The sequence below is a fragment of the Streptomyces finlayi genome (genome assembly GCF_014216315.1).
GTDB lineage: Bacteria > Actinomycetota > Actinomycetes > Streptomycetales > Streptomycetaceae > Streptomyces > Streptomyces finlayi_A.
This window is the reverse complement of sequence record NZ_CP045702.1, coordinates 6,072,762-6,097,193: the sequence shown is the minus strand read 5'-3', so window position 1 is coordinate 6,097,193 and position 24,432 is coordinate 6,072,762. Positions and strand designations below refer to the sequence as shown.

Genomic DNA, 24,432 nt, shown 5'->3' with positions numbered 1-24,432 from the left:
TGGCCCCGGACCTCGGTCCGCAAGCGCCGGACGGGCTGAAATACGGCCGGGCCCGGCACCTTCAGCCCCGCCCCCGCGCACGGCAAAGGGCCGGGCCCCGGGAATCCCGGGGCCCGGCCCTTTGCCTGCCGACGGCTACGCGCTCAGCGAGCGCGAACCGCTCAGTTGTCGTCCTCGTCGATCAGGAACCCGCGCATCGGCGAAGGCGCCTGCTGCATCGGCTGCGGCGCCTGCGGCCGCACCGGTGCCATCGGCTGCGTCATCGCGGGCGACATCTGCTGCTGGCCACCGTACGAGGGACCACCGCCCATGGACGGGTTTCCGCCCATCTGCTGGTTGCCGTGACCACCGTGGTTGCCACCCATACCGTGACCCATCGCACCCGCACCGGCCGGAGCCAGCGAGGGCGACGGCGGCAGGGAAGCGGTCGCCGGGGTCCGCGGCGGGGCCAGCGAGTCGTCGGCCTGGGTCTCCAGCTGACGCAGCTGGCTCTCCAGGTAGGACTTCAGCCGGGTGCGGTACTCGCGCTCGAAGCCACGCAGGTCTTCGACCTTGCGCTCCAGCGTCGCGCGGGCCGACTCCAGCGAGCCCATCGCCACGCGGTGCTTCTCCTGCGCGTCCCGCTCCAGGGCGTCCGCCTTGGCTCGTGCGTCGCGCTCCAGACCCTCGGCACGGCTGCGCGCCTCGCCGACGATCTTGTTGGCCTCGGAACGGGCCTCCGCGATCGCCTGGTCGGCGGTCTGCTGCGCGAGCGAGAGGACACGGGCGGCACTGTCGCCACCGGGACCCTGCTGCTGCATCTGCGGCGGCTGCTGCTGCATCTGCATCTGCTGCATCTGCTGCTGCTGCGGGTTGTGGCCCATGGGGCCGCCCATCGGGCCGCCCTGCATCGGGCCGGGGCCGTGCTGGCCCTGCGGGCCGGGACCGTGGCCACCCTGGGGACCGTGGCCACCCTGGGGACCGTGGCCACCCTGGGGGCCATGGCCGCTGGGACCGGCGGGCAGCTGCGGAACGCCACCCGACAGCTGGGGCGGGCCCATCTGCGGGGGCTGCTGCTGCACCGGCGGACCGGATATGGCGGCGGGAACGGGCGCGCCGGGACGATCCTGCGGCTCGGGCTTGCGCATGCCCTGCTGCTGCTGGTTCTGCGCGGCAGCACGCGTGGCAGCGGCCAGCTTGGCGCGCAGGTCCTCGTTCTCGCGGAGCAGACGCGTCAGTTCGGATTCGACCTCGTCGAGGAAGGCATCGACCTCGTCCTCGTCATAGCCTTCTCGGAGGCGGACGGTCGTGAACTGCTTGTTCCGCACGTCCTCGGGGGTCAGCGGCATCTCTTCTTCACCTCTACGTAGTCGTCGGCAGTCGGCAAGACCGTATCGCTCACATCGAACGCCCAATGCTGCTCACAACACTGATCAGGATGTAGACGATGATCATCAGAACGAAGAAGGACAGGTCGAGTGCCACGCCCCCGAGACGCAGCGGCGGGATGAACCGCCGCAGAAGCTTGAGCGGTGGATCGGTGACTGTGTAGGTGGCCTCGAGTACGACCACCATCGCCTTGCCCGGCTGCCATGAACGTGCGAACTGAAAGACGTAGTCCATGACCAGCCGGAAGATCAGCACGATGAGGAAACACATCAACGCGATATAGACCACATCCAGTGCGACGCCCATACTCGCGCTTCCCTCTCCCCTAGCTCTCGTAGCTCCGGCCTCTCGGCCGGGTCGTTCCCGGTGTCGTGTTCTCAGCTCTGGTTGAAGAATCCGCCCTCTGCGATCCGGGCCTTGTCCTCCGCCGTGACATCGACGTTAGCAGGCGACAACAGGAACACCTTCTGCGTCACTCGTTCAATGCTGCCATGGAGACCGAAGACAAGTCCCGCGGCAAAGTCGACAAGTCGCTTCGCGTCCGTGTCGTCCATCTCCGTGAGATTCATGATCACCGGAGTGCCCTCACGGAAGTGTTCCCCGATCGTACGGGCCTCGTTGTAGGTCCTGGGGTGCAGCGTGGTGATCCGGTACGGCTCCCGCTCGGACACGACCTTGGGCATGATCACGGGTGCGTTCTTCTCCATGTTCGGGCGTTCAGGTGTGATGGATGCCACGGGTGCGATTCGGGCGGGTCGTCCGCTTTCCGCGGGGAGCTGAACCGGCTCCCGCTGCGCGGGCGGCTGCACCACTCGTACCGGTTCGTCCCGTTCACGGTCACGTTCCCGCTCCACCTGATGCGGGGGCTGATGCCGCCGCCGGTCCCTCTCGGGCTCCGGCTCGGGTTCGAATTCATCGTCGGGGTCGAACCCCGGACCGTCGTACCCATCGTCCTCCACGAGGCCGAGGTAGACCGCCATCTTGCGCATCGCGCCGGCCATGCTCTGAGTCCTCCGCTCTGTGGTGGATCGGCATTCGTCACCAAGTGCCCGAGATCCACTGTGGCCTGACCGCTTTGGGCGGAAATGACCATATTTTCTACTGTGGTCCGACTTGCTTCGCGACGTTACCCGAGGCCGGGTCGGACTCCGAGTACCGCCGTACCGACGCGTACATGTGTCGCTCCGGCCGCTACCGCGTCCTCGAGGTCCGAACTCATCCCCGCGGAGACCATGTTCGCAGTCGGATGGTCCGCGCGCAGGCGGGATGAGATTTCCATCAGCCGATCGAACGCCGCCCGTTGCCGGTCCGCGTACGGACCGGCCAGCGGAGCGACGGTCATCAACCCGTCGAGCCTGAGCCCCGGAGCCGCGGCCACCGCCGCGGCCAACTCGTCGATCCCGTCCGGTGAGACACCGCCGCGGTCACCGCGTTCACCGCTCCCGGCGTCGAGAGCGACCTGGAGGAGACAGCCGAGTTCCCGCCCGACGCGCACGGCCGCCGACGAGAGCGACGACACCAGCTTGATCCGGTCCACCGACTGCACGACATCGGCATAACTCACCACAGAACGAACCTTGTTCGTCTGCAATTGCCCGACAAAATGCCATGTGAGCGACAGATCCGCACAAGCGGCGGCTTTGGGGGCCGCGTCCTGGTCACGATTCTCGGCGACATGCCGTACACCGAGTCCGTGCAGAATCCGCACATCGTCTGCGGGATAGGTCTTGGTGACCACGATGAGGGTCACCTCCTCCCGCTTGCGACCGGCCGCGGCGCAGGCGGAAGCAATGCGTTCCTCCACCTGTGCCAGGTTTGCCGCGAGTTCAGTCCTACGGTCCGTCATGCCCTATCAGTCCAACCAGACATATCCGGCGAGCCGCCCGGTGGTGCGGTCGCGGCGGTACGAGAAGTGGTCGCCCGATTCCAGTGTGCAGAACGGGGAACGGTGCCGGTCACTCACACCGAGTCCGTCGAGCTGGGCGTGGACTCCGGCGGTGACATCCACCGCCGGCGTTCCCCAGCTGGTCTCTGACCACGAGGCCGGGACCGCTTCGGCGACCTCGGCCCGCATCGGCGCCGGGACCTCGTAACACCGTCCGCAGACGGCCGGTCCGGTGTGGGCGCTGATCCGGGAGACTTCGGCGCCGAGAGCGATCATGGCCTCGACCGCGGCCGGAACGACTCCGGCGACCAGTCCCGGGCGGCCCGCGTGCGCCGCGGCCACGACTCCCGCGACCGGGTCGGCGAGCAGAACCGGCGTGCAGTCGGCCGTGAGGACGGCGAGGGCGAGTCCGCGCCTCGCGGTCACCACCGCGTCCACGGCCGGGATCTCCGGGGTGTCGCCCCAGGGTCCGTCGACCACGGCCACGTCCCGCCCGTGCACCTGGTTCATCCAGACGACCCGCGCCGGGTCGAGACCGAGTGAACGGGCGGCGTGCCCGCGGTTGGCGCGCACGGCGGCCGGGTCGTCCCCGACAGCGCCGCCGAGATTGAGCTCCTCGTACGGAGCGGCGCTCACCCCGCCCCACCTGTCGGTGAAGGCGAAGTGGGCGCCGCTTTCCGCAGAGCGCGCTGCGGGCACCGCGTCGTGCGGACCTATCACTTCAAGAAGTCCGGAACATCCAGCTCTTCGGCCTGGGTGTCCTGGTAGGGACGGGCCGGCGGGACGTGCGGCGGCGAGACCGGCGGAAGCGGGTTCTCGTTCGCCACCGGTACGGACTCGGCCTGGACCGGAGCCTCCTCGCGCGAGGGCACGGAGCCCAGTCCGCCCGACTGACGGGCGGGCTCGGCGGACCGGACCGGTGCGGCCGGCTCCTCGCGCTTGGCGGACCCCGCGCTCAGGACGTTCTCGCGACGGGCCGGCGGCTGTCCGCCGTCGAACCCCGCGGCGATCACGGTGACCCTGACTTCGTCGCCCAGTGCGTCGTCGATGACCGCGCCGAAGATGATGTTCGCCTCCGGATGGGCCGCCTCGCTCACCAACTGCGCCGCCTCGTTGATCTCGAAGAGACCGAGGTCGCTGCCGCCGGAGATGGAGAGCAGCACACCGCGGGCACCGTCGATGGACGCCTCCAGGAGCGGCGAGGAGATCGCCATCTCCGCGGCGGCCACCGCGCGGTCGTCGCCGCGGGCCGATCCGATACCCATGAGCGCCGATCCGGCCTCGGACATGACCGACTTGACGTCGGCGAAGTCGAGGTTGATCAGACCCGGGGTGGTGATGAGGTCGGTGATGCCCTGGACACCCGAGAGCAGCACCTGGTCGGCCGACTTGAACGCGTCGAGCACGCTGACCTGGCGGTCCGAGATGGACAGCAGTCGGTCGTTGGGGATGACGATGAGGGTGTCGACTTCTTCGCGGAGTTCGGCGATGCCGTCCTCCGCCTGGTTCGCGCGTCGCCGGCCCTCGAACGTGAACGGGCGGGTGACCACGCCGATCGTCAGGGCGCCGAGCGAGCGCGCGATGTTGGCGACGACGGGTGCGCCGCCGGTGCCGGTGCCGCCGCCTTCTCCTGCGGTGACGAAGACCATGTCGGCCCCCTTGAGGACCTCCTCGATCTCTTCACGGTGGTCCTCTGCCGCCTTGCGACCGACTGCCGGGTTCGCCCCGGCGCCGAGGCCACGGGTGAGTTCACGGCCGACGTCGAGTTTGACGTCGGCGTCGCTCATCAACAGGGCTTGCGCATCCGTGTTGATCGCGATGAACTCGACGCCCTTGAGACCGACCTCGATCATTCGGTTGATGGCATTGACACCACCGCCGCCGACACCGATGACCTTGATGACTGCGAGGTAGTTCTGCGGTGCTGCCACGTCGAAGGCCTCTCGCCTCGAGTTACGTGTCGTCGCGTTGCGGTGATTCCGCCGCGACGACGGATGCCGATTGGGACGGTCCGAACGCCGACCCGAACCCTAACGTTGAAGTTCAGGGTTACCAGTGTGTCTGCTTCTTGGACTCTTCCGAACAGGACACTAAGTCGACAAGTGGCGCACGTTCAACGAACACGCCGAACCTCCCGTTTTTCTTTTCACCCTATGTGATCACCCGTAGCGCTGACCAACCAGGGTGCTGGCCAGGCCAAACGTGCGTCAACTATCCGATACGGCAGGGGCGATGGGCGCACTCACGTCGAAGTGCCCCGCTTTGGGAACGGCTTTCATGAGAGCGGTGAGGACCTTCGCCTTCACCGGCCCTCGTTCGCTGCTGCCCCAGTTCACCGTGCGACCCCGGGTGAGCTCCAGAAGGACCGAGTCGAACGAGGTCACCCGAACCACCCTGGCGTCCTCGGCAACACTTCCCGGGAGTTCACCCGCGACCCGGACCGCTTCCCGCACCAGCCGGTCGCTGCCGAAACGGCGCAGACTCGCGGACTGATCAGGTGTCAATTCCAGCAGAGGTACGCCTGCAGGCGCTTTGTCCACGGTTGCGAAGCGAACACCGTCCACATCCACTTCGATGAACTTTGCACCCTTTTCCACCAGCAGAACCGGCTTCCGTTCGGTCACTCTAAGTCCGATGCCGTGCGGCCATGACCGTACGACATCCACGGAATCGATACGAGGCAACTTCTGGCGCAACCTGTCCGCGATCGCGTCCGTGTCGATGGACATCATCGGCGCCCCGATCGGCACCGCCGCGGCCTCGTCCACCTCGGTCTCGGTCAGTACCTCGACACCGGTGATCCGTACCTGCTCCGCCCGGAGCCAGGAAGAGCCGTAGAGCACCCAGATTCCGCCCGCGGCGAGCAGGGCCACGCCCACCGCGATGAGGATCAGGAGCGTACGGCGGCCGATCCGGCGTCCCCATGGGCCGATGTGCGGCGGCCGGGCGGAGGCGTCCGCCTGCTGCCCTGCACCGCGCTGGGCGGTCGTCGGTCCGGCCACGCTCGCTCCTTAGCCGGACCCGGGGCGCACGCCCCGGGTCCTGCACCGCCTCACGCCTGACGGCGTGCGGCAATCGCCTCGTACACCATGCCGACGAGCAGGTCGTCGGCGTCCCGCCGTCCGAACTCCGCGGCGGAGCGGGACATCTCGTACAGCCGGTGCGGATCCGACAGCACCGGGAGGACGTTGCCCTGCACCCACTCGGGGGTGAGCGCCGCGTCGTCCACCAGGAGACCGCCGCCGGCGTTGACCACAGGCTGGGCGTTGAGCCGCTGTTCGCCGTTGCCGATGGGCAACGGGACGTAGGCGGCGGGGAGCCCGACGGCGGAGAGTTCGGCGACGGTCATCGCGCCCGCGCGGCAGAGCATCATGTCGGCCGCGGCGTACGCGAGATCCATCCGGTCCACGTACGGTACCGGGATGTAGGGCGGCATTCCGGGCATGTTGTCGATGCGCGGCAATTCGTTCTTCGGGCCGACCACATGAAGGATCTGGATTCCGGAGCGCTGGAGCAGAGGCGCGACCCGCTGGACGACCTCGTTGAGGTGGCGGGCGCCCTGCGAACCGCCGGAGACCAGGAGGGTCGGCAGGTTCGGGTCGAGCCCGAAGGCGGCACGCGCCTCCGGGCGGACCCGGGCCCGGTCGAGGGTGGCGATGGTGCGGCGCAGCGGGATGCCGATGTAGCGGGCACCGCGGAGCTTGCTGTCCGGCGTGGAGACGGCGACCCCGTACGCGTACCGCGAACCGATCTTGTTGGCCAGACCGGGGCGGGCGTTGGCCTCGTGGACGATGATCGGGACCCCGGCGCGCTTGGCGGCGAGGTAGCCGGGCAGGGCCACGTAGCCGCCGAAGCCGACGACACAGTCCGCTTTGGTGCGCTCCAGGATCTGCTCGGCGGCCTTGATCGTGCCGCGCAGCCGTCCCGGGACGGTGATCAGCTCGGGAGTGGGCTTACGGGGCAGCGGCACAGCCGGGATCAGTGCCAGTTCGTACCCCCGCTCGGGTACGAGCCTGGTCTCGAGTCCACGTTCCGTGCCGAGGGCAGTGATGCCCACGGTCGGGTCCTGCCTGCGCAGGGCATCTGCGAGGGCAAGCGCGGGCTCGATGTGGCCGGCGGTCCCCCCACCGGCGAGTACGACATGCACCGAAATTCACCGCTCTCCGGACGGACGCTTCTTGACGCGCCGTCTCATCGTCTTCCATCTCACCCCGGGCCTCCGCATGGCCAGGGCAGCTTTCGCCGCGGGGTCCTCCCGCGCGAAGGCGATCATGAGCCCGACAGCGAACATTGTCGGCAGCAGGGCCGACCCCCCGTATGAGAACAGCGGGAGCGGGACACCGGCGATCGGCAACAGGCCGAGCACCGCACCGATGTTGATCACGGCCTGCGCCGTGATCCAGGTGGTCACGCCTCCCGCGGCGTACCTCACGAAGGGGTCCTCCGTGCGTCCGGCCACGCGGATACCCGCATAGCCTAGAGCCGCGAAGAGGGCGAGTACCGACAGAGTCCCCGCCAGTCCCAGTTCCTCCCCGGTGATGGCGAAGATGAAGTCGGTGTGAGGTTCCGGCAGTTGACCCCATTTTTCCACACTCGCACCCAGGCCGGAACCGAACCATCCGCCGGACGCCAGAGCGTAGATTCCGTGTACGGCCTGCCAGCAGGAGCCGCCGGGGCCGGGCTCGCTCGCACCCATGCAGTCCAGTCGGGCCATGCGGTTCGGGCTGGTCTTGATGAGCAGCAGGACGAGGGCGCCCGCGATGGCGAGCACCCCGACGAACAGCCGGGTGGGTGCGCCGGCCAGCCAGAGCAGTCCGAACAGGATCGCGGTGAGAATCATCGCAGTTCCCATGTCTCCGCCGAGCATGATCAGCCCGAGCAGCGTGAACGCGACCGGGACGAGCGGCACGAGCATGTGCTTCCACTGGGCCAGCAGCCGCTTGTCCTGTTTGCGGGCCAGCAGATCGGCGCCCCAGAGGATCAGCGCGAGCTTGCCGAACTCACTGGGCTGGAGCTGGAAGGGGCCGCCCAGGTAGAGCCAGTTCTGGTTGCCGCCCACCGCCATCCCTATGCCCGGCACCTGGACCAGCACCATCAGGAAGACGGTGATCATGAGCAGGGGGTAGGCGAGTGCCCGGTGGAGCTTCACGGGCATCTTCGAGGCGATGAACATCAGTCCCGCCCCGATGGCGGCGGCGAGGAACTGCTTGCGGAAGAAGTAGGTGGCGGGCCTGTCGATGTCGAGCGCCTTGATCATCGAGGCGGAGTAGACCATCACGAGGCCGAGCACGGTGATCAGGAGGCTGGAGCCCAGGATCAGGTAGTAGGCGGTCAGTGGGCGGTCCCAGGCCCTGCGCGCCTGCTCGTAGAGCCGCCGGACACCGTCGGCGCGCGGCGGACGGAAACTGCCGGAGGCCCGGCCGCCCCTGGGTACCGCCGGCCGTCGGGAGCCGGTGGCCAGCCGCCCGCGCAGGGCGAGGCCCGCGGGGAGCGGAGGGCCTGCGGGGGCGGAGAGGGCCAGGAGGCCCGGGGTGAGCGCCCGGCGGGGCGGTACGGACGCGCGTGAGCGGCCCCGGCTTCGCGCGGAGCTCTCTTCGGCCGGCATGTCGCTGTCCCCTCTACTGCTCGTGCCCGGGGCTGTCCCGGGCCGGGCCTCGGCCCGGCCCGGTCCGTCAGACGTTCTCGGCCGCGAGCGCGCGGACCGCGTCCGCGAACGCCTCGCCCCGCTTGTTGTAGTTGACGAACATGTCCATCGAGGCACAGGCCGGAGCCAGCAGTACGGTGTCGCCCGGCCGGGCGAGCCCTGCCGCTTCCCTGACCGCCCCGGACATCGCCCCAGTGTCGGTCCGGGCCACGTCGACGACCGGTACCTGGGGGGCGTGTCGCGCCAGGGCTTCACGGATCAGTTCCCGGTCGGCGCCCATCAGCACGACGCCGCGCAGCCGCTCTGCGGCCCCGCTCACCAGCTCGTCGAAGGTGGCGCCCTTGGCGAGGCCGCCGGCGATCCAGACGATCGGGTCGTACGCCGCGAGGGATGCCTCGGCGGCGTGGGTGTTGGTGGCCTTGGAGTCGTCGATGTACGTCACCGAGGCGATGTCCGCGACGTGCTCGATGCGGTGGGGGTCGGGGCGGAAGGCCCGCAGTCCGTCGCGTACCGCCATCGGCTCCACGCCGTAGGCGCGGGCGAGGGCGGCTGCCGCGAGGGCGTTGGCGATGTTGTGCGGAGCCGGCGGGTCGATGTCGCCGACCTCGGCCAGTTCCTGGGCCTGCTTCTGCCGGTTGGTCACGAAGGCCCGGTCGACGAGGATGCCGTCGACCACCCCGACCTGCGAGGGGCCGGGGGTGGCGAGGGTGAAGCCGATGGCCCGGCAGCCCTCTTCCACGTCGGCCCCGCGCACCAGGTCCTCGGTCGCCGGGTCTGCCACGTTGTAGACGCAGGCGATGGTGTTGCCCTCGTAGACCCGGCCCTTGTCTGCGGTGTACGCCGCCATGGAGCCGTGCCAGTCGAGGTGGTCCGGTGCCAGGTTGAGGACGGCCGCGGAGTGGGCGCGTACCGAGGGTGCCCAGTGCAGCTGGTAGCTGGAGAGTTCGACGGCCAGGACGTCGTAGGGCTTCTCGTCCAGGACCGCGTCCAGGAGGGAGACACCGATGTTGCCGACGGCGGCCGTCCGCAGGCCGGCCGCTTCGAGGATCGAGGCGAGCATCCGGACGGTGGTGGTCTTGCCGTTGGTTCCGGTGACCGCGAGCCAGGGCGCCGGCTTCCTGCCGTCCAGTCCCCGCAGCCGCCAGGCCAGTTCGACGTCGCCCCACACGGGGACGCCGGCCTCGGCGGCTGCGAGGAAGAGCGGCTTGTCCGGCTTCCAGCCCGGGGCCGTGACGATCAGCTCGGTGGACTCGGGCAGGGTCGCCCCGTCGCCGAGGCGCACCGTGATGCCGAGCGCCTCCAGCTCTGCGGCCTGGGTACGGGAGCGGTCGTCGTCGCCGTCGTTGACGACGGTGACCAGCGCCCCCAGTCCCCTGCAGGACGCGCGCCGCGGGGATTCCGCTGACGCCGAGCCCGGCGACCGTGACGTGCTTGCCCTGCCAGTCCACGTTGCTCACTTCTTGGCTGCCCATCCCGCGTAGAAGAGGCCGAGTCCGACGATCACGCACATGCCCTGGATGATCCAGAAGCGGACCACCACAAGGACTTCGGACCACCCCTTGAGTTCGAAGTGGTGCTGGAGCGGTGCCATGCGGAAGACGCGCTTGCCGGTCATCTTGAACGAGCCGACCTGGATGACCACCGACATGGTGATCATCACGAAGAGGCCGCCGAGGAGGGCGAGCAGGAACTCCGTGCGGGAGCAGATCGCGAGACCCGCTAGGGCTCCGCCGAGGGCGAGCGAACCGGTGTCGCCCATGAAGATCTTGGCGGGCGAGGTGTTCCACCACAGGAAGCCGAAGCAGGCGCCCATCAGGGCGGAGGCGACGACCGCGAGGTCGAGTGGGTCACGTACTTCGAAACAGGCGCTGGGGTTGGTCAGGGTGTCCGCGTTGGCGCAGGACTCCTGGAACTGCCACAGCCCGATGAAGGTGTACGCGCCGAAGACCATCACCGACGCGCCGGTGGCCAGACCGTCCAGACCGTCCGTCAGGTTCACGCCGTTGGACATGGCGAGGATCATGAACAGCGCCCAGACGCAGAAGAGCACCGGGCCGATGGACCAGCCGAAGTCCTCGACGAACGACAGCCGGGTCGAGGCCGGGGTGTTGCCCCGGGCATCGGCGAACTGGAGCGACAGCACCGCGAAGGCGACGCCGACGATCAGCTGGCCCGCCAGCTTCGCCTTGGCCCGCAGGCCCAGCGAACGCTGCTTGACGATCTTGATGTAGTCGTCGAGGAAGCCGACCAGGCCCATGCCCGCCATCAGGAAGAGCACCAGCACACCGGAGAATCGCATCTCCTCGCCGGTGATCACCTTGGCCAGGACGTACGCGATGATCGTCGCCAGGATGAAGGCGATCCCACCCATCGTGGGCGTTCCCTGCTTGCTGCCGTGGCTGCGCGGGCCATCGTCCCGGATGAACTGCCCGTAGCCCTTGCGGGCCAGGAGCTTGATCAGCAGCGGAGTGCCGACCAGGGTCAGGAAGAGCCCGATGGCCCCCGCGAAGAGGATCTGCCTCATCGGACGACGACCTCGCCCTCGGCAGAGTTCTCCAGCAGTGCCAGAGCGACCTTCTCCAGGCCGACCGACCGGGACGCCTTCACCAGCACGACGTCTCCCGGGCGCAGTTCACTGCGCAACAGGTCGACGGCCGCCTGTGCGTCGGACACGTGCACCGACTCCTCACCCCACGAACCCTCGTTATATGCGCCCAGTTGCAGCCAGGAGGCTTCTCTTCCTCCGACAGCGACGAGCTTGCTGACGTTGAGCCGGACGGCGAGCCGTCCGACAGCGTCGTGCTCGGCGAGCGACGCGTCACCGAGCTCGGCCATCTGACCGAGCACCGCCCACGTGCGTCCCCCTCCGGCCCGTGAGGCTTTGCCCATGGCAGCCAGCGCACGGAGTGCGGCTCTCATGGATTCGGGGTTCGCGTTGTAGGCGTCATTGACGACCGTCACACCGTCCGGACGCTCGGTGACCTCCATGCGCCAGCGGGAGAGGGTGCCCGCCTCGGAGAGCGCCACGGCGATCTCAGTCACGGACATGCCCAACTCATGGGCGACGGCGGCCGCGGCGAGCGCGTTCGACACGTGGTGCTCACCGTACAGGCGCAAGGTCACGCCGCTGCACCCGGTGGGTGTGTGGAGCTCGAAAGCGGGGCGCCCGTCCTCGGTGAGCCGGACGTTCTCTCCCCGTACGTCCGCATCCGCGGCCTCTCCGAAGAGCAGGACCCGCGCTTTTGTGCGGGCGGCCATGGCCCGCACGAGGTGATCGTCGGCGTTGAGGACGGCGACGCCGCCTTCCGCTGCGGCCGGAAGGGCCTCCACGAGCTCGCCCTTGGCCTCGGCGATCGCCTCACGGCTGCCGAACTCGCCGATGTGCGCGGTGCCGACGTTGAGGACCAGTCCGATGCGCGGTGGCGTGATGCCGGCCAGGTAGCGGATGTGGCCGATCCCGCGAGCGCCCATTTCGAGGACGAGGTGCTGGGTCTCCTCGGTGGCGCGGAGCGCGGTGAGGGGCAGGCCGAGCTCGTTGTTGAAGGAGCCCAGGGTCCAGACGGTGGGGGCCTTGCGCTCCAGGAGCTGGGCGATCAGGTCCTTGGTGGAGGTCTTGCCCGCAGATCCCGTGAGCGCGACGAGGGTGGCTCCGAGCCGCTGGACGACGGCGCGGGCGAGTGCGCCGAGCGCCGCCTCGACGTCGTCGACGACGATCGCCGGAACGCCGACGGGGCGGGCGGCCAGCACTGCTGCCGCGCCCGCCTCGACGGCGCGCTGCGCGAAGTCGTGGCCGTCGGCCTGCTCGCCCGGCAGGGCCACGAACAGGCTGCCGGGCTTCACCTCCCGGGAGTCGATGACGACGGGCCCGCCGACGGTGACTGCCGGATCGGGTATGTCGTGCGGCTGCCCGCCGACGATTTCGGCGATCTCGGTGAGGGAAAGGGTGATCACTTGGTCATCCCTGACTGTTGTTCTCGTGGGTGTGGGCGCGGTCCGCGGTGCCCTCGGGGACGCCCTCGGTGCTCTCGCGGCCCATGGAGCGCGCGATGGCGGCGCGCAGGACCTTGCGGTCGTCGAAGGGGCGTACCACTCCGTGGATGTCCTGGCCCAGCTCGTGTCCCTTGCCCGCGACGAGGACGGTGTCGCCCGGTTCGGCCCGGGCGACGGCCGCGGCGATGGCCGCGGCCCGGTCGGCGTCGACGAGGACGTCGCCGCGCTCGTGGACGGGAACCTCGGCGGCGCCCGAGAGCATCGCGGCGAGGATGGCCAGGGGGTCTTCGGAGCGGGGGTTGTCGGAGGTCAGTACGGCGGTGTCGGCGAGGCGGGCAGCGGCGGCACCCATGGAGCCGCGTTTGGTGGTGTCCCGGTCTCCGCCGCAGCCGAGCACGATGTGCACCCTGCCCTCGGTGACCTTGCGCAGGGAGCGCAGGACGGACTCGACCGCGTCCGTCTTGTGTGCGTAGTCGACGACGGCGAGGTACGGCTGTCCGGCGTCCACCCGCTCCAGCCGGCCGGGGACGCCCGGGACGGCCGCGACCCCGTCGGCGGCGATCTGCGGGTCGACGCCCGCGACGGCCAGGGTGACGATCGCGGCGAGGCTGTTGGCGACGTTGAACGGGCCGGGCAGCGGGGCCTTGGCGTTGATCCGCTCGCCCTTGGGGCCGATGACGCGGAAGGTGCTGTCCTGCGGGCCGACCTCGACGTCCTCGGCACGCCAGTCGGCGTCCGGGTGGCCCTCGGCGGAGAACGAGACGACCGGGACGGTGGCCTCGGCGATCAGCCTCCTGCCGTACTCGTCGTCGAAGTTGACCACTCCCAGCCGGCTGCGGGCCGGGGTGAAGAGCTGGGCCTTCGCCTGGAAGTAGTCCTCCATCCCGGAGTGGAACTCCATGTGCTCCGGGCTGAGGTTGTTGAAGACGGCGACGTCGAAGACGCAGCCGTCGACCCGGCCGAGCACCAGCGCGTGGCTGGAGACCTCCATGGCGACCGCCTCGGTGCCGCGTTCGCGCATGACGGCGAAGAGGGCCTGGAGGTCGGTGGCCTCGGGCGTGGTGCGCTCGGACTTGATGCGCACGTCGCCGATCCGCATCTCGACGGTGCCGATCAGTCCGGTGGTGCGGCCCGCGCCGCGCAGTCCGCCCTCGACGAGGTACGCCGTGGTCGTCTTGCCGGATGTTCCGGTGATCCCGATCTGGAGCAGGCCGACGCCCGGCCGCCCGTAGATCTCGGCGGCGATCTCGCCCATCCGGCCCCGCGGGTCCTCGGTGACGAGGACCGGGAGTCCGGTGGCGGCGGCGCGCTCGGCGCCCGCCGGGTCGGTGAGGATCGCGACCGCGCCGAGACCCGCCGCCTGGGCGGCGAAGTCGGCGCCGTGCAGCCGGGCGCCGGACAGGGCCGCGTAGACATCCCCCGGGCGCACGGCCCGCGAATCATGGGTGATGCCGGTGACCTCGCCGGACCCGGGTGGTTCGACACCGAGCATGGCGGCCAGCTCGCCGAGGGGGGTGGGCCGGAGCCGGTCCGGTCGAGGCGCTCCCGGGTAGCTCACAGGCGCGTCCTTCTGGGTGTTCTGGGACTGATCAGGGTGGGGCACGGCGGTGAGCGTACCGGGCTCACCCGGCCTCTCGCGAAGCGAGGGGCCAGGGTCGCGGTACTTCTCGTTCCGGTTCCCGGGGTCAGGGGTGATCGTTGTCACTGAGGGTTCCCTCGGGGCTACTGCGGATCATGAGCCCGGCCAGGACCCACAGTGGCCTCCTTATTGCTCGCCGGGCTGGAAGGACACCGGCAGCCGGGCGGGCTTGCTGCCGGACGGTGCGGTCTGGAGCGTCTTGAGCGCGAACTCCATGACCTTCTTGTAGATGGGACCGCAGGTCTGGCCGCCGAAGTAGCTGCCCTTGGTGGGGTTCTGGATCGCGCAGTAGACGGTGACCTGCGGGTCGTCGGACGGTGCGAATCCCGCGAAGGAGGCGGTGTAGCCGTGGTAGCCGCCGCGCTCCGGGTCGACCCGGTTGGCCGTCCCGGTCTTGCCCGCGACGCGGTAGCCCGGGATCGCCGCCTTGGTCCCGGTGCCCTCGTGGTCGTCGACCACGGATTCGAGCATGACCGACAGCGTCTTGGCGGTCTTCTCGCTGACCACCCGGGTCTGTCCGGGGGCGGGCGCGGCGGTGTACCCGCCGTCCGCGTCCTTGGTCCCGCGTACGAGGGTGGGGACGATCCTGACCCCGCCGTTGGCGATCGTCGAGTAGACGGACGCGGCCTGCATGGCGTTCAGGGAGAGGCCCTGGCCGAACGGGATCGTGAACTGCTGCGAGGTAGACCAGTCCTGCGGCTTCGCGAGGAGGCCGGGTGACTCACCGGGGTAGCCGAGTCCGGTGACCGAGCCGATCCCGAATTTGCGCAGATAGGAGTGGAGGACCTTGTTGGCCTCGGCCTGGGTCCTGCCGAGCTGACCGGTCGCCAGGATGGTGCCGATGTTGCTCGACTTGGCGAGTACGCCGTTGAGCGTGAGGTACCAGGTGGGGTGGTCGATGTCGTCCCTGAACAGCCGGTCACCCCGGTGCAGGCGGTTGGGGACGGTGACGTGGGTGCCGGGCGTGGCGGCCTTCTCCTCCAGCACGGCGGCCATGGACATGACCTTGCTGGTGGAGCCCGGCTCGTACACGTCCTGGAGCGCCGCGTTGCCGAGGGTGGCGGCGTTGACCTGCGAGAGGTCGTTCGGGTCGTAGCCGGGAGCGTTGGCCATGGCCAGTACCTCGCCGGTCCGCGTGTTCTGGACGATCACATAGCCGCGGTCCGCCTTGGACTTCTTGACCTGGTCGGCGATGGCCCGCTGGGCCGCCCACTGGATGTCACGGTCGATCGTCAGCTCGATGTCGGCGCCCGGGACGGCCGGGACCTCCCTGGCACCGGCCGTGGGCACGCGCCGGCCGCCGGACTGGGCGTACCGGATCCTTCCGTCCTGCCCGGCGAGTTCCTTGTTCAGCTTCGACTCCAGGCCGCCGCCGCCCTTGCCCTCGGCGTTGACGAATCCCAGTATCCCGGCGGCCAGATCGCCGTTCGGGTAGACCCGCTTGGTGGTGGGCTCCTGAAGGACGCCTGCCAGCACGTTGGCCCCCGGGCCGCCGTTGGCCTCGTCCTCCTGGGCCTTCTCGGCGAAGGCGGCCTTGAGGTCCTTGATCTGCTTCCAGACCTGTGGGGTCTGCCGGCTCGCCAGAAGCGTGTAGCGGCTCTTGGGTGCCGACAGCTTCTTCGTCAGCTCCTCGACGTCCTTGCCGAGGATCGGGGCGAGGAGCGCGGCCGCCTGCTGCGGAGCGTCCGGGGCCTTGCTGTCCTCGGGCGTGAACATCTTGGGGTCGGCGGTGATGTTGTGCGCGTCGACGCTGGTGGCCAGCGCGATCCCGTTGCGGTCGGTGATCTCCCCGCGTTCGGCGGCCACCGTGTACTCCAGGTAGCGGTTCTGCTGGGCCTTGGCGGCGTACGTACTGGCGTCGACGGCCTGGACCTGGAGCAGCCGGACGACGAACGCCAGCATGACGACCGTCAGGGCGAGGCCGACCAGGCGCAGACGTGGACGTGGGCTGCCAAGGCGCAGGGAACGCGGGGTGCTGCCGCGCGACCGCCCGGCCGAGGGGCGCGGGCGGCGGGCCGTGGGCCGGGAGCGGCCGGTGCCGCCCGCCGCGTTACGGGGGCGTGCCGGGCCGGGTACGCGGCGGCGCGGCGGTTCCTTGGACGGCACTGCGTCACCTGCCGGGGCTCGTCGTGGGCGGGGGCGCCGAGACGCGCTGCCGCGCGGTCGGCGTGGTCTCTGTTCCGGGGCTGGACTCCGGTCCGGCGGAGCCCTGGGCGGACGCGGTCTGCGAGGCGTTGTCCGATGCGTTCTGCGACGCGTTCCGCGACAAGGGCTCCGAGGGCCCCGGCGACGGCGCCCCGGAGACGGGCTGCGAGGCCGAAAGGCCGGGCGATGTGGCGCCGGAGGCGTCGGGAGTGCTGTCGGGCGAGGTCTCCACCGGCTTCGGCGGGGCGGCCGTGGGCGTCGGGGCGGCGGTGGCCTCCACGGGCACACCCCGCACCGTGCCGTCCGGGCTCAGGAAGGCGGGGCTGCCACCCGGCACCATGCCCAGTTCCCTGGCGCGCCGTTCCAGCGCGTCCGGCTCCGAGTAGCTGTCGACGTCCCGCTGGAGGGCCTGCTGTTCGTCGGTGAGCCCCGTGGTCTCCCGCTTCAGCTCGCTGAGCCTGAAGGACCCTTCGTTGAGTGCTGAGTTCAGCAGGAGCAGCGTGATCAGGCCGCCGCCGAGGAGCAGGACCACCAGCAGCACGAAGGGGGTACGGGCCGCGTTGCTCGGCCCCGAGGGCATCAGCCGGGCGAGCCGGGCGGCCCGCCCCTTCATCTGGTCGGCCGGTTTGCTCACGGCATCGCCTCGGACGTGCCGCATGCCGGTTGGGCCGGAGCGGGGACGCTCATCGCTCCTCCTCGCGGATGCGCTGGGCGCCACGCAGCCGGGCGGGGGCGGCGCGCCGGTTCTCGGCGATCTCCTCCTCCGTGGGCAGCTCGGCACCTCGGGTCAGCAGCTTCAGCCGTGGCTGGTAGCGCTCGGGGACGACGGGCAGCCCGGGGGGCGCCGTGTTGGCGGCACCGGCCGCGAAGACCTGCTTGACCAGCCGGTCCTCCAGCGAGTGGTACGAGAGCACGGCGATACGGCCGCCGACGGCGAGGCAGTCCACGGCTGCGGGAATGGCCCGCTCCAGGACGGTGAGCTCGCCGTTGACCTCGATACGCAGGGCCTGGAAGGTGCGCTTGGCCGGGTTGCCGCCGGTGCGCTTGGCGGCCTGGGGCAGCGCGTTGCGGATGAGTTCGACGAGCCGGGCGCTGTTGGTGAAGGGGTCCTTCTCGCGCTCGCGCACGACGGCGGAGACGATCCGCTTGGCCTGCTTCTCCTCGCCGTACTGCCGCAGAATCCGTACGAGTTCGCCGGGCGGGTAGGTGTTGAGCACCTCTGCGGCGCTCATCCCCGTCGTCTGGTCCATGCGCATGTCGAGGGGAGCGTCCTGGGCGTACGCGAATCCGCGGTCGGCCTCGTCGAGCTGCATGGAGGAGACGCCGAGGTCGAAGAGCACGCCCTGGACCCTGGGGATGCCCAGCCGGTCCAGGACCTCGGGCAGTTCGTCGTAGACGGCGTGCACCAGGGTGGCGCGGTCGCCGTAGGGGGCGAGCCGCTCGCCGGAGAGCCGGAGCGCCTCCTTGTCCCGGTCGAGTGCGATCAGCCGGGCCGTCGGGAAGGCGGCGAGGAGCGCCTCGCTGTGTCCGCCGAGGCCGAGGGTGCAGTCGACGACCACCGGTGGCCGGGGCCCCGGGTCCTCCAGAGCCGGGGCCAACAGGTCCAGGCATCGCTGGAGCATCACCGGGACGTGTCGGGTCTGGCTCATGCGCCCTCTCAGGCTCGGTTCATGTGCGGCGCGCGTGTGCGGCCTGGTCCCCGCCCGCTCGGAAGGGGAGGTCCACCGGCGCCCGGAAGGGGACGCCGACCGACCGGGAGCGGGAGAGGCCGGGCCGCTCACGCGCCGCGCATGGCGGGGCGTACGGAATGTGAAGAATGTGCGAGGCGTGTCGGTAACTTCGCGTCACTTTAGTCCACCCTGCCATTCGATCGATTACCGATCAACGAGGCGGACAGCGCGTCGCACCGCCCTCTTCGTCCCCGGATCCTCACTCGACCGGGTGCACTTCTGTGAGGCTTGTGGGTTAGCTCACAACAAGCCGCGTTGACGTTCTTTGTCCCCTTCCACAGCACGCCGCGGCCGGTCCCGAACGCTAACGTCGTCTCCATGTCGACTTCCGCGCACTCCCCCGCAGAACCCGCCGCCCCCGCCTCCCCTGCCGCGGGCGCGGTCCGTTCCGGTGGCACGGTCACCGATCGCCTGGTCGAGGCGAACGCCCGCTACGCGGACAAGTTCAGCGACCCCGGCATGGACGCCCGGCCGGTTCTGCACGTAGCCGTGGTCGCCTGCATGGACGCCCGTCTCGACCTGCACGACGCGCTCGGCCTGGAGCTCGGCGACTGTCACACCATCCGCAACGCGGGCGGTGTGGTCACCGACGACGTGATCCGCTCCCTGACCATCAGCCAGCGCGCCCTGGGCACCCGCAGCGTCATCCTCATCCACCACACCAACTGCGGTCTGGAATCGCTCACGGAGGACTTCCGGCACGAACTGGAGCTCGAGGTCGGCCAGCGGCCGGTCTGGGCGGTGGAGGCGTACTCCGACGCCGACCAGGACGTGCGCCAGTCGATGCAGCGCGTGCGCACCTCACCGTTCCTGCTGCACACGGACGACATCCGCGGTTTCGTGTTCGACGTGACCACCGGTCTGCTGCGCGAGATCTTTCCCACCTCCTGACCTCCCGCGTCCGCTCGTTGCCTCACTAGCGGTCCTCGGACTCCGAATTCGCACCAACACCCGACATATCGCACCCACTTATCCACAGGCGAGTGACACGAAGCGGTAACGGCAACAAGAATGCGCGTGTGACACATCCACGGGCCTTCCGCGGAGTGTCCGTATGTCGGGGTGGGCCGGGCAGCGATGCGCGTCGGCCCTGCACAAAGGTGCCGAGGAGGGCCGGGTGACGACCTATGACGATCGAGCGAGCCTCACAGATCTGACCACCACAGTGGAGCAGGTGCGCAGGTCGGTGGAGAGTGTGATCGAGGGCAAGCCTGAGGTCGTACGGCTTTCGCTGACCGTGCTGCTCGCGGAGGGACATCTCCTCATCGAGGATGTCCCCGGAGTCGGCAAGACGATGCTGGCCAAGGCTCTGGCGCGGTCCATCGACTGCTCGGTGCGGCGTATTCAGTTCACTCCCGACCTGCTGCCCTCGGACATCACCGGGGTGTCGATCTTCGACCAGCAGCGACGGGAGTTCGAGTTCAAACCGGGCGCGATCTTCGCTCAGATCGTGATCGGCGACGAGATCAACCGAGCGTCGCCCAAGACCCAGTCGGCGCTGCTGGAGTCGATGGAGGAACGCCAGGTCACCATCGACGGGCACTCGTACGAGCTGCCCAACCCGTTCATGGTGGTGGCCACGCAGAACCCGGTCGAGATGGAGGGCACCTACCCGCTGCCCGAGGCCCAGCGCGACCGCTTCATGGCGCGGGTGTCGATCGGCTATCCGAGCCCCGAGGCCGAGCTCCAGATGCTCGACGTGCACGGCGGGGTCTCGCCGCTGGACGATCTCCAGCCGGTGGCCCACGCCCACGACATCGTGAAGCTGATCGACGCCGTGCGCACGGTCCACGTGGCCGATTCCGTCCGGCGGTACGCGGTGGAGCTCGTGGGCGCCACCCGTAACCACCCGGATCTGCGGCTCGGCGCGTCACCGCGCGCGACGCTGCATCTGCTGCGCGCGGCGAAGGCGTCGGCCGCCCTCAGCGGGCGCGAGTACGCCCTGCCGGACGACGTGCAGGCCCTCGCCGTGGCGGTGCTCGCCCACCGGCTGCTGCCCACGGCGCAGGCGCAGCTGAACCGCAGGACCGCCGAGCAGGTGGTGCTGGAGATCCTGCAGCGCACCCCCGTACCCACCTCGGCCGGCGGGGTGACGGCCCCTGCCGTACCCCCGCATCAGCCCGGCCACCCGGTGTACGGCCAGCAGCCGCCCGGCACCCGGCGGCTGTGATGGCGGCCGGGGGGCCCGGCGCCGTGGACGACGACGGCGACAAGGGCGGTCTCCGGGCCGCCCTCAGCGGTCTGACCACACGCGGGCGGTCCTTCCTCGCGGCCGGTGTGGCCGCCGCGGTCTGCGCCTATGTACTGGGCCAGGGCGACCTGCTGCGGGTCGGCCTGCTGCTCGCCGTGCTGCCGCTGATCTGCGTGGCCGTGCTCTACCGCACCCGCTACCGGGTCACCGGAAGCCGCTGGCTGTCGCCGTCGCGGGTGCCGGCGGGCTCGGAGGCACGGGTGCACCTGCGGATGGACAACATCTCCCGGCTGCCCACCGGGCTGCTCATGCTCCAGGACCGCGTTCCGTACGTGCTCGGTCCGCGGCCCCGGTTCGTCCTGGACCGGGTGGAGGCGGGCGGCAGGCGCGAGGTGTCCTACCGGGTCCGGTCGGATCTGCGCGGGCGCTACCCGCTGGGTCCCCTGCAGCTGCGGCTCAGCGATCCGTTCGGGATGTGCGAGCTGACCCGTTCGTTCAGTGCGTACGACACCCTGACCGTCATCCCCCGCACCGAGTCCCTGCCGGTCCTGCGGCTGGCCGGTGAAGCTTCGGGATACGGCGACGGCCGGCAGCGGTCGCTGGCCCTGGCCGGCGAGGACGATGTCATTCCGCGCGGCTACCGGCATGGCGACGACCTCCGCCGGGTCCACTGGCGCTCCACCGCTCGTTACGGCGAACTGATGGTGCGCCGCGAGGAGCAGCCGCAGCGGGCCAGGTGCACGGTGCTCCTGGACACCCGGCGCATCGCCTATCAGGGGGCCGGTCCTGATTCGGCCTTCGAGTGGGCGGTCTCCGCAGCGGCTTCGGCGCTGGTGCACATGCTGGAGCGCGGCTTCGGGGTGCGACTGCTCACGGACGACGGCAGTTCGGTGGCGGGTGAGGGGTCCGACGGCTTCGCCGGATCGACCCAGGAGTCCGCCGATTCCGCGGGACTGATGATGGACACGCTCGCGGTCGTCGACCATTCGGACGGCGGCGGCCTGTCGCGCGCCTACGACGTGCTGCGGGGCGGCAACGAAGGGCTGCTGATCGCATTCTTCGGTGACCTCGACGAGGAGCAGGTCGCCGTGGCGAGCCGGATGCGGCAGCGCAGCGGAGCCGCCGTGGCGTTCGTCGTGGACAGCGAGGGCTGGGTGCGGGGCGGGGACGGGACACCGCCCGCCCCGGTCACGGCGCGTCTGCGGCTGCTGCGCGAGGCGGGCTGGACGGCCGTGGCCGTTCCGCCCGGGACGCGGCTCACCCCGCTGTGGCAACAGGCCGGGCAGCAGCACGGTGACACGCAGTCCGCCGCGACCGGCGGACTTAAGGGCTTCTCCGGGGGATGGTCATGAGTGGTCGTGGTCGGCTGGCGCTGTGCGCCTTCGCGGCGACGCTGATGGCGTCGGGCGCCCTCCTGCCACTGGTCGATCCGGCCGGCTGGATTCTGCAGGCGGCCCTGCTGCTGGCGATCCAGAGCGGGGTGGGCGCGCTGGCCCGCCGGGTGCCGCTGGCGAGGACGCTGACGGTCGGCGCGCAGGTCCTGCTCACGACGGTCCTGCTGACCGTGGCGTTCGCCAGGGAGCAGGCGTTCCTCGGTGTGCTGCCGGGCCCCGAGACCGTGCTGTGGATGCAAGAGCTGTTCAGTGCGGGCTTCGACGATGTCGGCAAATACGCGATCCCCGCTCCCGCGACGGACGGCATCCGGCTGATGCTGGTCGGCGGTGTGCTGCTGATCGGACTCGGGGTGGACGCGCTCGCGGTGACGTTCCGCAGTGCGGCCCCTGCCGGACTGCCGCTGCTCGCGCTCTACTCGGTGGCCGCCGGACTGTCCGAGGGGGGCGCGGGCTGGCTCTGGTTCCTGCTCGCCGCCTCCGGATATCTGCTGTTGCTGCTGGCCGAGGGACGTGACCGGCTCTCCCAGTGGGGGCGGGTCTTCGGCGGCGCGGCCGGGTCGCCGGGCGGTCTGACCGCCGGCATCGCGGATTCGGGCGGACGCGCGTTCGCCTCCGTGCGTACGGGGCGGCGTATCGGGGTCCTGACGCTGGGCATCGCGCTGGTCGTCCCGGCGGCGCTGCCCGCCCTGGACGGCGGGCTTCTGGCCGGATCGGGCTCGGGGACAGGCAGGGGCGGCGGCGGGGGCACGATCTCCGCGGTCAATCCGCTGGTCTCGCTCCAGAACAATCTGAACCAGCCGGAGGACCGGGAGGTGATGACGTATCGCACCGACTCCGGGGCCCCGGAGGACTTCTATCTGCGCATCCTGGCCCTGGACCAGTTCAACGGAACCGAGTGGCGGCCGTCGACCCGCCGGCTGACGGATGTGCCGGGACGGCTCCCGCGGCCCACGGGTCTGGGTTCCGGCGTCGCCGTCACGGAGATCAGGACGAACCTCTCCTCGTCGCCCTCCTACCAGCAGACGTACCTCCCGCTCCCCTATCCGGCGACCGAGGTGAAGATCGGCGGGCGCTGGCGGTACGAGCCCGAGGGCCGCACGCTCGTCGGGGACGACGGGCAGACGACGGGGAATGCGAGGTACGAGGTCAGCAGCCTGGTGGTTCTGCCGACCGCGGATCAGCTCGCCGCGGCGGGCCCGCCGCCGCCGGAGCTGGCACGCGAGTACACCAAGGTGCCCGATTCGCTGCCGGACGTGGTGCGCAGGACCGCGGCCGAGGTGACGGAGGGCTCCACGAACGCGTACGAGAGGGCGGTCGCCATGCAGGACTGGTTCGCCTCGAAGGGCGGCTTCACCTACGACACGACGGTGAGTTCGGGGACGGGCACGGCGGCGATCGGCCGGTTCCTCAAGGACAAGCAGGGCTTCTGCGTCCACTTCTCGTTCACGATGGCGGCGATGGCACGGACCCTGGGTATACCCTCCCGGGTCGCGGTGGGCTTCACTCCCGGGACCTTCCAGTCGAACGGCTCGATGTCCGTCGGGCTGCGTGACGCCCACGCCTGGCCCGAGCTGTACTTCGAGGGCGTGGGCTGGACACGGTTCGAGCCGACCCCGTCCCGGGGCTCCACCCCTTCGTACACGCTGCCGGACGCTCCCACGGGCGGTACGAACGATCCGGCCCAGCCGTCCACGGACGCCTCCCGGGCGCCGTCGGCCGCTCCGTCCGCCTCGCAGAACTGCCCGGAGCAACTACGCCGTCAGGGTGAGTGCGGTGCCGCGGCGCTGCCCGGCGCGGTGGGTCCGGCCGATCCGGGGACTCCGCTGCGCAGCGTGGTGCTGCTGAGCCTGGCTGCCGCGCTGCTGCTGGTGCTGCCTCTGGTGCCGCTGCTCTGGCGGACCCGGGCACGCGGGCACAGGCTGGGCTTCTCCCCGGGCCGTACGCCCGCGGACGCCATGGCCAGAACGATGGCGGCCTGGCGCGAACTGACGGACACGGCCTGGGACCACGGCATCCCGCCGGACGAGTCGCAGACGCCGCGCAAGGCGGCGGCGCGGATCGTGCGGCTGGGCGAACTCGACGGCGCCGCGGCGGCTTCGGCCCACCGGGTGGCGGGTGCGGTGGAGCAGGTGCTGTACGCCCCGCAGCCACGGTCGGCCACGGGGCTCACCGAGGACGTCCTTGCCGTCCGTGCAGCTCTGCGGGCCTCCGTGGGCCGCCCGGCCCGGCTCCGCGCGGTGATCGCGCCGCGCTCGGCCGTCCGGGTGGTGTGGACGGCTTCCGAGCGGTGGGCCGCGCTCGCGCGGCGGTGGGCGGACCGGCCGGGCCGCGACCGGTGGGCCGGGCGATTCCGCCGGCTGTCCCGCCAGCGGGGCTGACACGGAGACCGCGCCCCCGGAGTTACGGGGGCGCGGTCGGCCGTCGTGCGGCACGGTCCGCCATGATC

At 70.4% G+C, this 24,432-nt stretch carries 19 protein-coding genes and 1 pseudogene; 4 read left to right on the top strand and 16 right to left on the bottom strand.

Going from position 1 to position 24,432, the window contains the following annotated elements:
• Nucleotides 1-161: 161 nt before the first annotated feature.
• The 16 genes and pseudogenes from F0344_RS27885 to rsmH form a co-directional block, all read right to left on the bottom strand.
• Complete coding sequence (locus F0344_RS27885; RefSeq protein WP_185301388.1) at nucleotides 162-1,328, bottom strand: DivIVA domain-containing protein; 1,167 nt, start codon at nucleotides 1,326-1,328, stop codon at nucleotides 162-164.
• Nucleotides 1,329-1,377: 49 nt separating this feature from the next.
• A complete protein-coding gene (locus F0344_RS27880; RefSeq protein ID WP_185301387.1) occupies nucleotides 1,378-1,674 on the bottom strand; it encodes a YggT family protein in 297 nt (98 codons plus the stop codon).
• 71 nt (nucleotides 1,675-1,745) lie between these two features.
• On the bottom strand, nucleotides 1,746-2,369 hold the full coding sequence (locus F0344_RS27875; RefSeq protein WP_185301386.1) for a cell division protein SepF: 624 nt from the start codon (nucleotides 2,367-2,369) through the stop codon (nucleotides 1,746-1,748).
• Between the two features lie 125 nt (nucleotides 2,370-2,494).
• Complete coding sequence (locus F0344_RS27870; RefSeq protein ID WP_185301385.1) at nucleotides 2,495-3,214, bottom strand: YggS family pyridoxal phosphate-dependent enzyme; 720 nt, start codon at nucleotides 3,212-3,214, stop codon at nucleotides 2,495-2,497.
• Nucleotides 3,215-3,220: 6 nt separating this feature from the next.
• Nucleotides 3,221-3,973 (bottom strand): peptidoglycan editing factor PgeF, encoded by a 753-nt coding sequence (pgeF, locus tag F0344_RS27865; protein WP_374940122.1) that lies wholly within the window; start codon nucleotides 3,971-3,973, stop codon nucleotides 3,221-3,223.
• Entirely contained in the window at nucleotides 3,970-5,184 is a 1,215-nt protein-coding gene (gene ftsZ, locus F0344_RS27860; protein ID WP_185301383.1) for a cell division protein FtsZ, read from the bottom strand. Before ftsZ ends, pgeF begins: the two co-directional genes overlap by 4 nt.
• Before the next feature lie 276 nt (nucleotides 5,185-5,460).
• On the bottom strand, nucleotides 5,461-6,255 hold the full coding sequence (locus F0344_RS27855; protein WP_185301382.1) for a cell division protein FtsQ/DivIB: 795 nt from the start codon (nucleotides 6,253-6,255) through the stop codon (nucleotides 5,461-5,463).
• 50 nt (nucleotides 6,256-6,305) lie between these two features.
• Nucleotides 6,306-7,400, bottom strand: a complete 1,095-nt coding sequence (gene murG / locus F0344_RS27850; protein ID WP_185301381.1) for an undecaprenyldiphospho-muramoylpentapeptide beta-N-acetylglucosaminyltransferase — start codon at nucleotides 7,398-7,400, stop codon at nucleotides 6,306-6,308.
• 6 nt (nucleotides 7,401-7,406) lie between these two features.
• A complete protein-coding gene (gene ftsW, locus F0344_RS27845) occupies nucleotides 7,407-8,858 on the bottom strand; it encodes a putative lipid II flippase FtsW (protein WP_185301380.1) in 1,452 nt (483 codons plus the stop codon).
• A gap of 67 nt (nucleotides 8,859-8,925) precedes the next feature.
• A pseudogene (gene murD, locus F0344_RS27840) lies at nucleotides 8,926-10,369 on the bottom strand (UDP-N-acetylmuramoyl-L-alanine--D-glutamate ligase).
• Nucleotides 10,351-11,421: a phospho-N-acetylmuramoyl-pentapeptide-transferase gene (mraY, locus tag F0344_RS27835; RefSeq protein ID WP_185301379.1), complete on the bottom strand. Its 1,071-nt coding sequence runs from the start codon at nucleotides 11,419-11,421 to the stop codon at nucleotides 10,351-10,353. The pseudogene murD and the gene mraY overlap by 19 nt, the downstream one beginning before the upstream one ends.
• Nucleotides 11,418-12,848: a UDP-N-acetylmuramoyl-tripeptide--D-alanyl-D-alanine ligase gene (locus F0344_RS27830; RefSeq protein WP_185301378.1), complete on the bottom strand. Its 1,431-nt coding sequence runs from the start codon at nucleotides 12,846-12,848 to the stop codon at nucleotides 11,418-11,420. Before F0344_RS27830 ends, mraY begins: the two co-directional genes overlap by 4 nt.
• A gap of 4 nt (nucleotides 12,849-12,852) precedes the next feature.
• Nucleotides 12,853-14,592, bottom strand: coding sequence for a UDP-N-acetylmuramoyl-L-alanyl-D-glutamate--2,6-diaminopimelate ligase (locus F0344_RS27825; protein ID WP_374940121.1), 1,740 nt, complete (start codon nucleotides 14,590-14,592; stop codon nucleotides 12,853-12,855).
• Nucleotides 14,593-14,652: 60 nt separating this feature from the next.
• Nucleotides 14,653-16,632 carry a peptidoglycan D,D-transpeptidase FtsI family protein gene (locus F0344_RS27820; RefSeq protein WP_185301377.1) on the bottom strand — a complete coding sequence of 660 codons (1,980 nt, stop codon included), beginning with the start codon at nucleotides 16,630-16,632 and terminating at the stop codon, nucleotides 14,653-14,655.
• Between the two features lie 4 nt (nucleotides 16,633-16,636).
• Nucleotides 16,637-17,305, bottom strand: coding sequence for an FtsB family cell division protein (locus F0344_RS36185; protein WP_258050142.1), 669 nt, complete (start codon nucleotides 17,303-17,305; stop codon nucleotides 16,637-16,639).
• Nucleotides 17,306-17,354: 49 nt separating this feature from the next.
• Nucleotides 17,355-18,320: a 16S rRNA (cytosine(1402)-N(4))-methyltransferase RsmH gene (gene rsmH / locus F0344_RS27810; protein ID WP_185301376.1), complete on the bottom strand. Its 966-nt coding sequence runs from the start codon at nucleotides 18,318-18,320 to the stop codon at nucleotides 17,355-17,357.
• A 399-nt stretch (nucleotides 18,321-18,719) separates the two neighbouring features.
• Between rsmH and F0344_RS27805 the strand changes: the two genes are divergently transcribed.
• The 4 genes from F0344_RS27805 to F0344_RS27790 all read left to right on the top strand — a co-directional run bounded on the left by F0344_RS27805 (nucleotide 18,720) and on the right by F0344_RS27790 (nucleotide 24,364).
• Nucleotides 18,720-19,292 (top strand): beta-class carbonic anhydrase, encoded by a 573-nt coding sequence (locus F0344_RS27805; protein WP_185301375.1) that lies wholly within the window; start codon nucleotides 18,720-18,722, stop codon nucleotides 19,290-19,292.
• A 226-nt stretch (nucleotides 19,293-19,518) separates the two neighbouring features.
• On the top strand, nucleotides 19,519-20,571 hold the full coding sequence (locus F0344_RS27800) for an AAA family ATPase (protein ID WP_185301374.1): 1,053 nt from the start codon (nucleotides 19,519-19,521) through the stop codon (nucleotides 20,569-20,571).
• Nucleotides 20,571-21,944, top strand: a complete 1,374-nt coding sequence (locus tag F0344_RS27795; protein ID WP_185302929.1) for a DUF58 domain-containing protein — start codon at nucleotides 20,571-20,573, stop codon at nucleotides 21,942-21,944. The genes F0344_RS27800 and F0344_RS27795 overlap by 1 nt, the downstream gene beginning before the upstream one ends.
• Nucleotides 21,941-24,364 (top strand): transglutaminase TgpA family protein, encoded by a 2,424-nt coding sequence (locus tag F0344_RS27790; RefSeq protein WP_185301373.1) that lies wholly within the window; start codon nucleotides 21,941-21,943, stop codon nucleotides 24,362-24,364. The genes F0344_RS27795 and F0344_RS27790 overlap by 4 nt, the downstream gene beginning before the upstream one ends.
• The last annotated feature ends 68 nt before the right edge of the window (nucleotides 24,365-24,432 follow it).